At 62.1% G+C, this 14,852-nt stretch carries 12 protein-coding genes and 1 pseudogene; 5 read left to right on the top strand and 8 right to left on the bottom strand.

Annotation, left to right across the window (positions count from 1 at the left end):
* Window positions 1-94: 94 nt before the first annotated feature.
* From NKJ09_RS27285 to NKJ09_RS27265, 5 genes are all read right to left on the bottom strand, one after another.
* On the bottom strand, window positions 95-652 hold the full coding sequence (locus tag NKJ09_RS27285) for an OmpA family protein (protein ID WP_352496513.1): 558 nt from the start codon (window positions 650-652) through the stop codon (window positions 95-97).
* An 86-nt stretch (window positions 653-738) separates the two neighbouring features.
* Window positions 739-1,302 (bottom strand): GNAT family N-acetyltransferase, encoded by a 564-nt coding sequence (locus tag NKJ09_RS27280; protein ID WP_023717547.1) that lies wholly within the window; start codon window positions 1,300-1,302, stop codon window positions 739-741.
* Window positions 1,302-2,159, bottom strand: coding sequence for a 3-mercaptopyruvate sulfurtransferase (sseA, locus tag NKJ09_RS27275; protein ID WP_352764119.1), 858 nt, complete (start codon window positions 2,157-2,159; stop codon window positions 1,302-1,304). Before sseA ends, NKJ09_RS27280 begins: the two co-directional genes overlap by 1 nt.
* Before the next feature lie 35 nt (window positions 2,160-2,194).
* Entirely contained in the window at window positions 2,195-2,938 is a 744-nt protein-coding gene (locus tag NKJ09_RS27270; RefSeq protein WP_352496515.1) for an alanyl-tRNA editing protein, read from the bottom strand.
* A complete protein-coding gene (locus tag NKJ09_RS27265) occupies window positions 2,938-3,972 on the bottom strand; it encodes a cysteine synthase A (protein ID WP_023717544.1) in 1,035 nt (344 codons plus the stop codon). Before NKJ09_RS27265 ends, NKJ09_RS27270 begins: the two co-directional genes overlap by 1 nt.
* Window positions 3,973-4,187: 215 nt before the next feature.
* Between NKJ09_RS27265 and NKJ09_RS27260 the strand changes: the two genes are divergently transcribed.
* Both NKJ09_RS27260 and NKJ09_RS27255 read left to right on the top strand, forming a co-directional pair.
* Entirely contained in the window at window positions 4,188-5,009 is an 822-nt protein-coding gene (locus tag NKJ09_RS27260; protein WP_352482520.1) for an SDR family oxidoreductase, read from the top strand.
* Window positions 5,010-5,017: 8 nt separating this feature from the next.
* A pseudogene (locus tag NKJ09_RS27255) lies at window positions 5,018-5,993 on the top strand (alpha/beta hydrolase).
* Window positions 5,994-6,094: 101 nt separating this feature from the next.
* Here NKJ09_RS27255 and NKJ09_RS27250 read toward each other — a convergent pair.
* A complete protein-coding gene (locus tag NKJ09_RS27250) occupies window positions 6,095-7,513 on the bottom strand; it encodes a DEAD/DEAH box helicase (protein WP_352496331.1) in 1,419 nt (472 codons plus the stop codon).
* Between the two features lie 387 nt (window positions 7,514-7,900).
* Between NKJ09_RS27250 and NKJ09_RS27245 the strand changes: the two genes are divergently transcribed.
* Window positions 7,901-9,433, top strand: coding sequence for an acyl-CoA carboxylase subunit beta (locus NKJ09_RS27245; RefSeq protein ID WP_352516186.1), 1,533 nt, complete (start codon window positions 7,901-7,903; stop codon window positions 9,431-9,433).
* A gap of 7 nt (window positions 9,434-9,440) precedes the next feature.
* On the top strand, window positions 9,441-10,511 hold the full coding sequence (locus NKJ09_RS27240) for a M48 family metallopeptidase (protein WP_352482518.1): 1,071 nt from the start codon (window positions 9,441-9,443) through the stop codon (window positions 10,509-10,511).
* A gap of 43 nt (window positions 10,512-10,554) precedes the next feature.
* Here the strand turns inward: NKJ09_RS27240 and NKJ09_RS27235 are convergent, their stop codons facing one another.
* Window positions 10,555-12,561, bottom strand: a complete 2,007-nt coding sequence (locus NKJ09_RS27235) for a hypothetical protein (protein WP_352516185.1) — start codon at window positions 12,559-12,561, stop codon at window positions 10,555-10,557.
* Window positions 12,558-14,108 carry an NAD(P)H-hydrate dehydratase gene (locus NKJ09_RS27230; RefSeq protein ID WP_352496328.1) on the bottom strand — a complete coding sequence of 517 codons (1,551 nt, stop codon included), beginning with the start codon at window positions 14,106-14,108 and terminating at the stop codon, window positions 12,558-12,560. The genes NKJ09_RS27235 and NKJ09_RS27230 overlap by 4 nt, the downstream gene beginning before the upstream one ends.
* A 364-nt stretch (window positions 14,109-14,472) precedes the next feature.
* On the opposite strand from NKJ09_RS27230, the gene NKJ09_RS27225 reads away from it, so the two are divergent.
* A complete protein-coding gene (locus NKJ09_RS27225) occupies window positions 14,473-14,811 on the top strand; it encodes a P-II family nitrogen regulator (protein ID WP_019857988.1) in 339 nt (112 codons plus the stop codon).
* Window positions 14,812-14,852: the final 41 nt, after the last annotated feature.

Here is a 14,852-nt window from a genome sequence, read left to right as displayed (position 1 = left end):
GGTTTTTAGACGACAGCGATATGGAAAGAGCCCGGCTCATTCAAGTCGGGCTCGCCTTTGAATATTGATCCAGACCCTGAACGGCTAGATCATTTTAACGGATGAAGTCGTCGAAGCGGCGCAGCGTCACCCGGCGATTTCGCCAGTTCTCATTCTGCGTCTGCACGAGCAGGAACTCCTCGCCGTAGCCGACGGTTTCGAGCGCATAGCCGGGCACACCGAATTCACGCAGCAAGGTGCGCTTCAGCGAGGCGGCACGTTGTTCGGACAAAATCTGATTCGACTGGAAGGAGCCCACAGCATCGGTAGGGCCTTCGATCAGCACGCGGGCACCCGGATCGCGCCGCAGAACGCGCTGAAGTGCATCGGCGATGTTTTCGATCTTGGCGTATTGCGATTCGGAAATGGCAGCCGAGCCGAAGGCGAAATTGATCGACTGGATATCGATAGAGCGGACCATGCGCCGCAAGTCCGGCCGCTTCTTGAATTCGCGGATGGTGACGCGCTGATTCGGGCGCAGCTTCACCCGGGGCGCGGCTTCAAGCTGGCGCTCGATCGTGGCGGCCGAAGGCGTGGTCGCCTGGGCAACGGCAAGGGTCGGCATGGCGAGTGCCGCAACCAGCACGGCGGCAAATGTGCGTCGGGTCAGCATGTCTTTTCTCCTTCGGCCCTCGGCCGCATTGTGATGCCGACAAGATGGCAAAGACTAGCTGAAGCTTGGATGAACGAGCCTGAAAATCAGGGCCGCATGACGCTGGCCGCGCGCTCGGCAAAAGGCATCGGATGTACGACCTCCTTTTTTTGCGCCACCGGCGTGAAGCCGAGTTTTTGATAAAGCGGCAAGGCTGCTGGGTGATCAAGGGTGCAGGTCTGCACCGTCACCCGCTTGGGTCCGTGCGCCCAGGCTGCGGCGATTGCCGCACCGAGGAACCAGCGGCCAATGCCTTGCCCGGTCGCGTGCTCCATCATGCCGAAATAAGCGAGTTCCACTTCCTCCGGCAGATGCGGCTTGAGGTCGAAGAAGCCGGCCGGCGCGCCGTCGAGATAAAGCACCCTGATGTCGCGGTCCTCGCGATGGATGCCCGCCGCAAGCTCCTCGTCATTCAGTCTCAGCACGTTGACCCAGTGCCATTTGCGGCCGACCCGATCCATCAAATAGCGGTAGAAATGCAGCGGAATGTCTTTGGTCTTGAGCAGCGCGATCTGGCGGTTGTACGGCAGCGGCGGCGAATAGGCAGGCGGCACATGCATTTCGAGAAATGTCACGGTGACGTCGATGTCTTCCAGCGCTCCGTTTTTCATCACCGTCGGTCCTTGCCCGTCACGACGGGCGTGGCGGAAAGCCCACCCCATTCCGTCCATGACCCGTCGTAAAGCCTGTTTTCGGCATGGCCAAGCGTCTCCAGGGCCAGCGTGATGGCTGCCGCGGTGACCCCCGAACCGCAGGAGGTGACGACCGGCTTCGACAGATCGATGCCGGCCTCCTCGATCACTTTGCGCAGCCTGTCCTTGGGCAGCAATTCGCCGTTTTCCGAAAGCGCCGAAAACGGCACGTTGTGCGCGCCCGGCATGTGGCCGGAGCGGATGCCGGGGCGCGGCTCCGGCTCGGTGCCGGCAAAACGGCCAGGCGAGCGTGCGTCGGCGATCTGGCTCTCCCCCGTCTCGACGATCCGGCGCATGTCGGCAAGGCTGGCGACGCGGGCGGCATCGAAGTTGGCATAAAACACGCAAGGCGCGATCTTCGTCGGCTCCGCCGTCACCGGCCGTCCGGCGGCTTTCCAACGATCGAAACCGCCGTCGAGTATATAGACCTGGAACACGCCCATAACGCGAAACAACCACCAGGCGCGCGGTGCAGAAAAGAACCCTGGCCCGTCATAGACAACAATCGTGTCGTCGGCCGAAATGCCCGTCGCGCCGACATATTGGGCAAAATGCTGCGGCGACGGCAGCGTGTGAGGCAGAGCCGCGTCGGGGTCCGAAACCGCATCCTGGTCTAGGAAGCGGGCGCCTGGAATATGCGCTGCGTCATACTCGGCGCGCGCGTCGCGCTTTTGCGCCGGCAGATACCAGGACGCGTCGACGATCGTCAGCCCAGGCTCGCCGAGCCGCTTCTGCAACCAATCGGCATCGATGGTGAAAGGACTGTCGTCGGCCATCTTTTCTCTCCTGTCCCGCCTGTCCCAGTCCTATATCAGGCTGGCGGCATCGGGCCAAAGCGAATGCGGAAGCGCCGGTTCTCGCGGCCCTTCTTCTCGATCTTGCCGATATGGATCTCGCCGATTTCGCCGGTGCTCCTCACATGGGTACCGCCGCAAGGCTGGCTGTCGACCGAAGCATTCTCGCCGATGCAGACCAGCCTGATCTTTCCCGTGCCGGCCGGCGGCCGCACATTCTTGGATTTCACCAGGCTTGGATTGGATGCCAGCTCCTCGTCGGAGATCAGCCGGGTGAAGATCGGGTGGTCGGCCCGCACCAGTTCCATCAGCCTGGCCGTCACGTCTTCCTTGGTGAAGCCGGCATCCGGGATGTCGAAATCGATACGGCTGTCGTCCTCGGAAACCGCGGCACCGGTGATCGGGAACGGACAGACGACGGTAAGCAGATGGCAGGCCGAGTGCATCCGCATCAGCAGCTGCCGCCGCGGCCAGTCGATGGCGAGCCTCATCCGCTCGCCCAACCGTGGAACCGCCTGCTCCGGCGCCGGCACATGGATGATCTCGTCCTTGGTTTCGCCGGTGATCGTAGCGGCAATCGCAATGCCGGTGCCGTCGGTGCGTTCGAGGCTGCCAGTGTCGCCCGGCTGCCCGCCCGATGTGGCGTAAAACACGGTCCGGTCCAGAATGATGCCGCCGCGATCGTTGACTGCGACGACGGTGGCGTCGGCCGTCCCCAGATAGGCGTCGTCACGAAACAGCGCTTCGGTCTTGTGCGCCATCACGCGACCCTTTCGAACGGCACCGAAATCGTGCTCCGTTGCTCCATCCAGCCCGGCACCGGCAGCTTCTTTTCGCGCAGGAATTCAGGATTGAACAGCTTCGACTGATAGCGCGTGCCGTAGTCGCAAAGCATGGTCACGATGGTTTGGCCGGGGCCTAGCTCGCGCGCCAGGCGAATGGCGCCGGCAATGTTGATACCGGTCGAACCGCCAACGCAAAGTCCCTCCTCCTGGATCAGGTCGAATACGATCGGCAGTGCGTCCTCGTCGGGGATCTGGAAGGCAAAATCGGGTGTAAAGCCTTGGAGGTTGGCGGTGATCCGCCCCTGCCCGATGCCTTCGGTGATCGAACTGCCCTCGGATTTCAACTCGCCGCTGGTGTAGAAGGAATAGAGCGCAGCCCCCAGCGGATCGGCCAGTGCGATCTTGACCTGGCTGTTCTTGGCCTTCAGCCCGAAGCCAACGCCTGCCAGCGTGCCGCCGGAACCGACCGCCGACACGAAACCATCCACCTTGCCGCCGGTCTGGTTCCAGATTTCTTCGGCTGTGGTGCGGATATGGCCGTCGCGGTTGGCGACATTGTCGAACTGGTTGGCCCAGATCGCGCCGTTCGGCTCGGTCTTCGCCATTTGCTCGGCCAGCCGGCCCGACAGCTTCACGTAGTTGTTCGGGTTCTTGTAGGGCACGGCTGGCACTTCGATCAGCTCGGCGCCGAGCAGTTTGATCGTATCCTTCTTCTCCTGGCTCTGGGTATCGGGAATGACGATCACCGTGCGGTAGCCGAGCGCCTTGGCAACCAGTGTCAATCCGATGCCGGTATTTCCGGCCGTCCCTTCGACGATGACGCCGCCGGGCCGCAGCAGCCCGCGCTGTTCCGCATCGCGGATTATGAACAGGCCGGCGCGGTCCTTGACCGACTGCCCGGGATTCATGAATTCGGCCTTGCCCAGAATCTCGCAGCCGGTTGCTTCCGAGGCCTTGTTGAGGCGGATCAGGGGCGTGTTGCCGATCACGTCGATCACAGAACGGGGCATGGAGATTCCTTTGTGGGTGCGGCGAAACCCTAGAAACCCGACGCTTCGGTTTCAAGGCAAGAATTTGCCTGGTCCAGTCGCATTTCGCACACTGCAATTGCTGCAGCCAGGAGCGCCCGGCCGGCATTCATTTCAACCATGTACCGAAAAGCACTCTTTTCATTCGATTTCTTCACCGCTAGAGCACAGGCTAAGAAGAGCCGGCGGGGCGCAGCATGACACTCTATCGGGCCAATCCGAAGCATGGCGTCGCCTGGATTACGGGCGGCAGCAGCGGTATCGGCCGTTCGCTGGCCAAGGATCTTGCCGCTCAGGGCTATGTCGTCGCAGTGACTGCGCCCGATGACCATCCGATCGATACGCTCATCGTCGAAACGGCGCAGATGGCGGGCCGTGTCGTAGCCTTTCCCTGCGACGTGACCGACGAAAAACGCATGGCAAAGACGGTTGCAGCGATCGAGAAAGATCTCGGTCCGATCGTGTTGGCAGTGTTCAACGCGGGAAGCTATATCGCAACGCCGGGCGAGGATCTTGTCGCGCGCAATTTCCGTCGGTCTTTCGAAGTGAATTATTTCGGCATCATCAATGGCCTGCTGCCGGTCATCGAACGCATGCGCGTGCGCTCGCGCGGCCATGTCGTGCTGATCGGTTCGGTCACCGCCTATTTCGGCTGGCCCACCACCGCCGCCTATGGCGGCACCAAGGCGGCAGTCAATATCTTGGCCGAGTCGCTGAAATATGATTTCGACAAGATGAACGTCCGCATCCAGGTGATGAATCCAGGCTTTGTCGACACGCGGCTGACCGAGAAGAACTTCCTGCCGATGCCGGGCTTGATGCCGGTCAATCTGGCCTCGCGCCGCATCGCGCGAGGCATCGAATGCGGTGGCTTCGAAGTCACTTTCCCACGCCGCCTGAGCTGGACACTGAAGCTGCTCAGGATACTGCCGAGGCCGTTCTGCCGATGGGTGATCAGCACGGTCACCCGCTGGAATGCGCGGCCGCTGAATTTCGACCGCAAGCCACCGGTCGAATAGGATCCGTGATGGGCCGACGGATCATGTTTGCGGTGCTGGGGCTTGTCCTCATCCTTGTCCTGGCCTTGGCGCTTGGTCCGCGCGTCCTCGTCGAAACCACAATCCGTTTCGATCCCTCAGTGATCGGCGACGATCCGCAGGCCTATCTGGCGCGCCAGGAGGCGGCCGTGCCCGGCATCCGCGACGGGCTGGACAAGGAAATCATCTGGGCCGACCCGATGGTCCATGCCAAGACGCCATTCGCGATCGTTTACATCCACGGTTTTTCTGCGTCGAAGGGCGAGATTCGTCCATTGCCCGACGAGGTGGCCGACCAGCTTGACGCCAATCTTTTCTACACGCGCCTGAGGGGACATGGACAGGATGGCGCCGCGATGACGCAAGGCAGCGTCGGTGCCTGGATCAACGACTACGAGGAAGCGCTCGCTATCGGCCGAGCGATCGGCGACAAGGTGATCGTCATAGCCACCTCGACCGGCGGCTCGCTGGCGGCGTGGGCCGCGACGCAGCCAAGCGCATCGAACAGCGTCGCGGCGATCGCATTCATCTCGCCGAATTTCGGCGTCAAGGCTTCCGGCGCCGAATTGCTGACCCTACCGTGGGGCAGACAGATCGTCGAGCTCGTCGCCGGCAAGGAGCGTAGCTTCGTGCCACGCAACGCGCTGCATGAAAGGTTCTGGACCTAACGCTACCCGATCGCCGCGACATTGCCGATGGCGGCGCTGACAGAGCTTGCCTACGGCGCGCCGGTGGAGAAGACGTCCATCCCTGCCCTGTTCATCTTTTCGGATTCGGACAAGGTGGTACGACCAGATCGCACCCGCGAAATCGCGGCTCGCTGGGGCGCCGCACATGAATTGGTGCCGGTCGACGATACCGGCGACCCCGACAACCACGTCATTGCGGGTGACGCGGCTGTCGCCATCGACCACGGCTTTCCTGGCGCAGCGGATTGTCGTGTGGGTCGAGGCGGTGGTGAAGTAACCAAAGGCCTCAAAGCAAAAGGGCGCCCGGAGCATCACTCCGGGGGCCCTTTTCAATCGTGAGTGACCAAGCCAAGCTTGGCCGACCGCAACACGGTCAGGCTATGCGGCCCGCGCTGCCGGCCGCTTACCGCCGAAGCGGCGCTTGTTGTTGCCCTTGAAGGGCTTGGCGCCTTCCGGCTTGCGCTCGCCCGCAAAGGCTGGCTTGTCGCCTAACCGCTTCTTGCCGAAGCCGTTGTTTGCGCCGCCGGGCCGCCTGCCGTCGCGACGGCCATTGTGGTCGTTGCGATCATTGGCCGGTTCGAAACTACGCTCGTTCTTCTCGGCGGGATTGCGCTGTGGATCGGGGCTGCCGAGATGGTCGGCAACGATCGGCAGCTTGGTGCGGATGATGCGCTCGACCTGGCGCAGCTTGCTGTTTTCGGACGGGTCGCAGAGCGTGATGGCGATGCCGTCCATGCCGTTACGGCCGGTGCGGCCGATGCGGTGGACATAGCTCTCCGCCTCGTCCGGCAGGTCGAAATTCACCACATGGCTTATGCCCGGCACGTCGATGCCGCGCGCCGCAATGTCGGTCGCCACGAGAATGCGCACCGAACCCTCGCGGAAATCGTTGAGTGCCTTCTGGCGAGCGTTCTGCGACTTGTTGCCGTGGATGACGGCGGCCTTGAAGCCGTCACGCTCGAGATCCTTTGTCACCCTGTCGGCGCCATGCTTGGTGCGCGAAAAGATGATGACGGACTTCATCGCCTCGTCGGCAAGCATGTTGGCCAGCACCTGACGCTTCTGCTTGGTGCGGGCAAAGACGACGCCCTGCACGATCTCGGCGGCCGCGGTGCTGTGAGGAGCGACTTCGACGCGAATCGGGTTCTTCAGCAGGCCTTTCGCCAGTTCGGCGATTTCGGCCGGCATGGTTGCCGAGAACAGCACCGTCTGACGGTCCGGCGCCGTCGCCCTAGCGATGCGCTTGACGTCGTTGATGAAGCCCATGTCGAGCATGCGGTCGCCTTCATCGAGCACCAGCCATTTGGTGTCGGCAAGCACGAGGTCGCCTTCACGCACCAGGTCGGTCAGCCGACCTGGCGTTGCGATCAGGATGTCGACGCCGGGCGCAACCTTCTTCACCTGGCTGAAGCGCGAGACGCCGCCAAGCACCAGCGCTGTCGAGACATGCGCGCCCTTGGCAAGCAGCTTGATCATCTCCTCGATCTGCACGGCGAGTTCGCGCGTCGGCGCCAGGATCAGTGCGCGGGCTGTCTTCGGCCGGCGCTTGGTGCCAAGTGCGATGATCTTCGACAGGATCGGCAGCGCGAACGCCGCGGTCTTGCCCGAGCCGGTCTGGGCGATGCCGAAAATGTCGCGGCCTTCGAGCTGCGGCGGGATCGCCTGGGCCTGGATCGGCTTCGGATCGGTAAAGCCGGCGGCATTCGTGGCCTTGAGCAGTGCGCCGGTAATTCCAAGTGCGGCGAAACCGTTCAGTTCCCCAGCGTCCTTACCGGTCAAAGTGTTTTCATTGGTCAAAATATTCTTCTTTCATGCGGCTCCTGGCCGCAAACATCAATGGCGGCAGGGCGCAACCTGCCGTCGAAAATTGTCATGAAACGACAAGGCGGGCGGACGTTATCGTCCGCACGGCAGCGCTGTCGTGCCCGCAGGCATCATGCCACGGGGCTTTTTCGCCACCTTGCCGATATGTCGGGAAGAGGGAAAACAGACGCAACCAGTCTCATTCATCGAGAAGGCCGGATTATCCCGGCCCAAGCGCCTATGCCGCCGCATATGGCCCAGTTCGCATCGAAATGCAAGGGGCCTGATGCTGCAGCGCAGCAAAAGCCATTAGGAAGCGGCGCTTGCGCTCTCCCCCGGGCATGATTACCACAATCCAGCTTTCCGTTTCGGGGACCGGTCATGAAGGACGTGCTGAAGGAACTCGAGCGCCGCCGCGAGATCGCCCGCATGGGCGGCGGCCAGGCCCGCATCGACGCCCAGCACAAGAAGGGCAAGCTGACTGCCCGCGAACGCATAGACGTCTTTCTCGACGAGGGTTCGTTCGAGGAGTTCGACATGTATGTCGAGCACCGCTCGACCGATTTCGGCATGGAGAAAACCAAGATCGCCGGAGATGGCGTCGTCACCGGCTGGGGCACCGTCAACGGTCGCCCGGTCTATCTTTTCGCCAAGGATTTCACCGTGTTCGGCGGCTCGCTGTCCGAGGCGCATGCCGAAAAGGTGGTCAAGGTGCAGGAGATGGCACTGCGCAACCGCGCGCCGATCATCGGCCTCTACGACGCCGGCGGCGCCCGCATCCAGGAAGGCGTGGCGGCCCTCGGCGGCTATGCCGAGATCTTCCAGCGCAATGTTCTGGCCTCCGGCGTCATCCCGCAGATTTCACTGATCATGGGCCCTTGCGCCGGCGGCGACGTCTATTCGCCGGCCATGACCGACTTCATCTTCATGGTCCGCGACACCTCCTACATGTTCGTCACCGGGCCGGATGTGGTGAAAACCGTCACCAACGAGACGGTCACCGCCGAAAGCCTCGGCGGCGCTTCCGTCCACACAACGAAGTCCTCGATCGCCGACGGAGCCTACGACAATGACGTCGAGGCGCTGCTGCAGATGCGCCGGCTGGTCGATCTGCTGCCCGCCTCCAACACGGCGGAAATTCCCGAGATCGAATGCTACCAATCGGTCACCGATCACGATCTGTCGCTCGACCGGCTGATTCCCGACAATGCCAACAAACCTTACGACATCAAGGAGTTGATCCTTAAAATTGCCGACGAGGGTGACTTCTTCGAGATCCAGCAGAATTTTGCGAAAAACATCGTCACCGGCTTCGGCCGTGTCGAAGGCCGCACAGTCGGCTTCGTGGCCAACCAGCCGATGGTGCTGGCCGGCGTGCTCGATTCGGATGCCAGCCGCAAGGCCGCGCGTTTCGTGCGCTTCTGCGACTGCTTCTCGATCCCGATCGTCACCTTCGTCGACGTGCCGGGCTTCCTGCCCGGCACCGCGCAGGAATATGGCGGGTTGATCAAGCACGGCGCCAAGCTTCTGTTCGCCTATGCCGAAGCGACCGTGCCAAAGATCACCGTCATCACCAGAAAGGCCTATGGCGGCGCCTATGATGTCATGGCGTCAAAACATCTGCGCGGCGATATGAACTATGCCTGGCCAACGGCGCAGATTGCGGTGATGGGCGCCAGGGGCGCGGTCGAGATCATCTATCGCAAGGACATCGGCGACGCGGAGAAAATTGCAGCACACACAAAGGCTTACGAGGATCGCTTTCTATCGCCCTTCGTTGCCGCCGAGCGCGGCTATGTCGACGAGGTGATCATGCCGCATTCGACCCGCCGCCGCATCGCCCGCGCGCTCAGGATGCTGCGCAACAAGGATATGCAAAACCCTTGGAAGAAACACGACAACATCCCGCTGTGAGGGGCTGATGTCGCGCCTGGTCCTCTACATGGGAGCGCGTTTCGGCAGATTTGCCATCCTGCTCTTCGCTCTCCCGCTGTTCTGCCCAATAGTCCTGTGGTTCTGGCTCCTCGATTGGCATCCGCTCGCCGTCATCGCGACTGGTGCTGTTGCAATCCCGGCCGCGATGCTGGCCATCGTTCTGTTGATCGGAACATTGTTCGCCGGTTTTCGACCCAGCAAGGTCAAGGGGATTACTCGGGAATCAGCCCCGAAGCTGTGGGCTGTCTGGGAGAGTATTGCCGGCAAACACCGCGCCAGCCGAACGAGGATCATCCTGAGCGACGATCTCAACGCCAGCGTCGGTGAAGAGCGGCCGTTTCTAGGCTTGCTTGGTCGCAGGGCGATTCTCACCATCGGCCTGCCATTGCTCGCAGCGACCGACCAAAAGGCATTTGCGGCGATCTTGGCTCATGAGGACGCCCATCTGAAAAACAAAGATACAAATGGCGGACTCAACCTGGCCGAACTCGAGAAAAGCTTCGATCTAATCTTCGACTTCGCTCCTCCGGGGAAAACCGTTTCAGGCAGCCTGTTCTACTGGATGCTTGGTCCGCTGTCGCGCACTCTGGAGCGCGAAGAAATACGGTTGTCGCGACGAGCGGAAATTGACGCAGATCGCCATGCAGCGACGTCCGGCGACGCACATGATGCGGCCCGCGCCCTGCTTCTGATCGGTGCCGCCAGTGCGTTCTTCGATGATCAAGTCTATAGCCCGCTCCAGCGTGAACTGCTTGGCGCCATGGCTCCGCCCCGTCCACCACTCGAAAGGGTCCTGGCGGCCGCCGCTCACTTGTCGAGACTTCCCATTCTGCAGGAGTATGCTCAAAAAGCGTGGGACGCGCGAGATAACGAAAGTGCGGACCATCCGCCCTGGTCCGAACGTCTGATTGCTCTTGGATTTAGCTCGGCTCCAGAGATAGAACCAATTCTGGTTTCTGCCTTGTCGAGCCTGCTGAGCGATGCGTTCGTCGCCGAACGCGTCCGCCATTTCGACGGCGAATGGACATCGAACATCGCCGACGACCTCGATCGATAGCTATCCACCTGGAACCACTGCGGCGAATGCCTCAGTCGGTGGCCTATTCCTCTTCCGCAGCACCGAACCCGGCCCCCATCGTCGCGCGGGCAGCGCCCGACCACGGCGTGGCGTGATTGTCGATGCGCATCTGGAAGATAAAATAGGTCGGCGAGCAGAAGCCGATGCCTTTCACCTTGCCGATACCGGGCGTATCGGGTGGCAGCGACTGGCACATGTAATCCTCGCGGCAGAAATGGTCGGCCGAGCAGGCAGGACGATTGCCGCGATTGACGGCACCGCCCAGGCACTGGTCGAAATTATTGGTCGCCACGCAGGTGTCGAATTTTTTGCCGCCGACCAGCCCGCAAATCTCGTTCGGCATCGGCTTGCCCGGTTTGAAGGCGGCAAAGCTGCGATCCCGGTCGTCGCAGCCGCGATAGGCGATACCCGCCGGCACGCCGATCTTTGGCGGTCGGCAGGTGTAGCCGGCACGCGAAATGCTTGGCGCGAACGCCGCGAACTGGCCGGTGATGGTATAGCGGTCATTGAAAGGCTGTGCCGGGTTGCTGGCGATCGAGCCGGTCAGGCATGGATGGCCGGAAAACATGTTTTCGCTGTCCTTGGGCAGCAGGCATTGCGCCAGCTTGGTGCGCACGCCGGACACGGTCGCCAGCGGCGTGCAGACGGTGCCGCCGCCGCATTGCCGAGTCGCGCCAAAGCGGGCCGCATCCGCCGGCATCAGGCACGGCATCGCCATCTCGGCCGGCGAATAGGCGATCTGTCCAGCATCGCTCCATGTCGCCGGCGGCGCGAAGGACAGCGGGCGGAAGCGGTTCGGTTCCTTGCCGTCGGCAGTCGCGTGCAGCCAGGCGACGCGACGCGGGATGTCGGCGTGGAGATGCGGCGAGATGCCGACCTCGATGCGGTTGAGCGGCGAGGTCGTCTTGTCATCGAGGCCGATGAAATGGAAACCGGCGGTCGAGCCCGCCTGATGGCAGCCTTGGCAGGCGCCGTTGTCCAGCCGCTCGACCAATGCCTCTGGCGTGCGCACCAGCTTCAGCGCAGAGAAATCGAGCCCTTCGAAATCCGCGGGCTGGAACAGCGGCGTGAACGGGTGGTTGGCCTGCCTTGCGCTGCCGAAGGTCGACCACGAAATGACCTTCCTTGCCAAAAACTCATCGGGGATTTGGTAGACGCCGAGATCGACCGCCGCAACATTGGTGCGGACATAGTCGGCAAGTCTTGCTTTCAGCGCGGCGTCTTCGGCAAGACGTGCCATGTCGGGCGTGTTTTCCAGCGGCTTTTCGCTGACAGCCGTTCCGTCGATGCCGAAAATTCGCATGAGATAGGCAGCCTGCCCGCCGAATTCGGTCTCCTGGCCGGAGGGGAAGCGGACCACTTGCGCATTGAGCTCGAGCTGCTTGAAGGTGAGCGCCGCTCTTTCCAGCGGCCCACCGATCAGCCAGCCGGCATCGACGCTCTCGTCGAGCTGTGGTGCCCAGCGTCCGGCGACGCCGACACAGCCGCCATCGACATCCGGCGTGGCATTGTAGACGGCACTGAAATTGAACGGCAGGCGCGAGGCCAAAACCTTGCCGTTCTTCTTGAAGCTGTAGGCGAGGCGATAGATGAAGCGCACTTCGCCGCAACTCCCGTCGCCTTTCAGCGCGGCGAAGTCGCGCCGGTCGAGCCGGTTGACCACGCCGACGAGACGGAAGCGCGCTGCGTCGGTCCTTAGCCAGCGCATGTCCATGACACGGCCAACATTGCCGTCGGTCACCTCGTACAGCGGCCGGCCGCCGGCCTTCATCTCGGTCCGCAATGCTGCGACGTCGCTTGCAATCGTTTCGACGATCGCGTGGTAAGCCGGCGCCTTGTCATAAAGCGTCTTCAAATCGCCCTTGCCGTCGACGCCGAAAATGCCGGCGAAGCCAAAGCCCTTGGCATCGAGAGCAGCAAGTACCGCTGGATCATCGACGATGGTCACCGGCTGCTCAGCGGCATTCGCCGACAGTGTCGCCAAAGCGGCCATGACGAGCGTGGTGAAAAGGAGTGCAATGCGTCTCATCGAAGGTCCGGCTGGCTTTCGATCAATTCCCGCAGCACTGGCACCAGAGCCGACGGTAGATCCTCGGCGATCAAGCCGGGCCCGAAACGACGGCCGGCCTCGGCGTGGATCCAGACCGCCGCGCAGGCAGCCTGGAAGGCCGCCATGCCTTGCGCCAGCAATCCGGCCGCGATCCCCGACAGAACGTCACCAGAGCCAGCCGTGGCCAGCCACGGCGCACCGTTGGCATTGATCGCGGCCCTGCCGTCGGGCGCCGCGATCACCGTGTCGGCACCCTTGTAGACGACAATGGCATTGGCGCGCTTTGCTGCTTCGCGCGCCTTGGTCACTTTGGACTGTTTTTTGTTCCCAGCGATATCTGGAAAAAGCCTGGCGAATTCACCCTCATGTGGCGTCAGCACCAGTGCCGGTGACCATGTCTGACGCGCTGCGTCGAACAGTGCCTGAGGCTGAAGCGCCAACGAGGTGATGGCGTCGGCATCCAGAACGATGGCACTGGCGTGAATTTCAGGCGTAGCCGCTGATGCGCGGGTCAGATCCGCGATCGCCGCAATCAACTGCAATGCGAAATCGCCGACCTTGGGTTTCGGCCCGAGCCCCGGTCCGAACACCAGCGCCTCGGGATGCCGCGCCACGAGGAATTCCTGCACCTCTTCGAGCGAGCCGGCCTCGCGCAGCATGATCGAGGTCAGATGCGCGGCGTTCACCTGCATGGCGTTTCCAGGTGAAAGCACAGTTACTGCCCCTGCCCCACTGCGAGCCGCGGCCATGGCCGACAACCTCGCTGCGCCCGTCGCACTCGGTCCGCCGGAAAAGACAGCAACATGGCCACGCTTGTATTTATGCGAATCGACAGCCGTTCTCGGGAAGTACCATCGCAGCCAAAGTTCCGGTGTGTTCTCGAACGCCGTGACCTTGAGCTGATCGATGATCCCATCCGGAATGCCGATATCGGCGACGATGATCTCGCCGCACAGCTCGCGCCCCGGCATCAGCAGATGGCCTGGCTTTTTCCGCACGAAAGTCACCGTGACCTCGGCCTGGAAGTGAGCGTTAGTCAAGCCGGTCTCGCCTGACACACCCGAAGGCAAATCGATCGAGACCACCGGGACGCGCTCAGCGCTGCTCAAGCCTGAGACGGCCAACGCATGCATCGAAATGTCCTTGGACAGTCCCGCGCCGTAGAGTGCGTCCACGACCACTTCACCCGCTTCCGGGTAGCAATGGCCAATGTGTTCCACGGGCAAGTTGCAGGCATCAGAGGCCAACGCGGCATCGCTTCCGGGTTTCTGCTTGCCTTCGGCCCAGACGGCAACGTTCATGCCGGCCTCTGCCAACAACCGCGCCACGACATAGCCGTCGCCGCCATTGTTGCCGGGGCCGCACAGGACATGGACGCGTCTCGCCTGGGGATAGCGCGCCAGGACGACGGCAGCGACCGCTTCGCCGGCGCGCCGCATGAGGCCGAAGCCATCGAGTGGCCCGGCCGCAATCGCCAGCCGATCGGCCTCGGCCATTTCAGACGGAGACAAAAGTTCGTTGCTCATGGAATATCAGGCGACATGCACATCATTTCCCCAAGCATTGTCCAGTTTTTGATCCGACGCAAACAACGAAGGTCCCTAAGCAAAGTTGGCGGCGTACCTCGTTCGGGACGACGGCGCGCAGCTGCTCATGAAATATCCGATCTGCCCAATTTTTGTGCGGACGGTAGGACCGGCGGTGTGTAGGCTCGCGGTGTTCATGGCGCATCCGACGTAGCGAATGATGCGAATGTACATTCCTGCGCGGCATGGTATCCAAATCATGTGAGGCTGCTCGGCGCCCCATCAATTGGCACAGTTCGTGCTTGATTGAGGCGCAAGCGGGGCTCACAACCCGTCTTTTTTGGCAGTGGAGGCCACTTTTTACATGAAAAAGATCGAAGCGATCATCAAGCCGTTCAAGCTAGACGAAGTGAAAGAAGCGCTTCAGGAGGCCGGGCTGCAAGGTATCACCGTTACCGAGGCCAAAGGGTTTGGCCGCCAGAAGGGCCATACCGAGCTTTATCGCGGTGCCGAATATGTCGTCGACTTCCTGCCGAAGGTGAAAATCGAGGTCGTGCTCGGCGACGATGCCGTCGAAGCCGCGATCGAAGCCATCCGCAAGGCGGCCCAGACCGGCCGCATCGGCGACGGCAAGATCTTCGTCTCCAACATCGAGGAAGTCGTGCGCATCCGCACCGGCGAAACCGGCATGGACGCGGTCTGAATTTTCCCGTTAAAAGGCCATGTTCAAAACGTCATCACATA

The organism is Mesorhizobium sp. M0189 (assembly GCF_040322135.1).
Lineage (GTDB): Bacteria > Pseudomonadota > Alphaproteobacteria > Rhizobiales > Rhizobiaceae > Mesorhizobium.
This window is presented reverse-complemented; position numbering and strand designations above follow the sequence as displayed.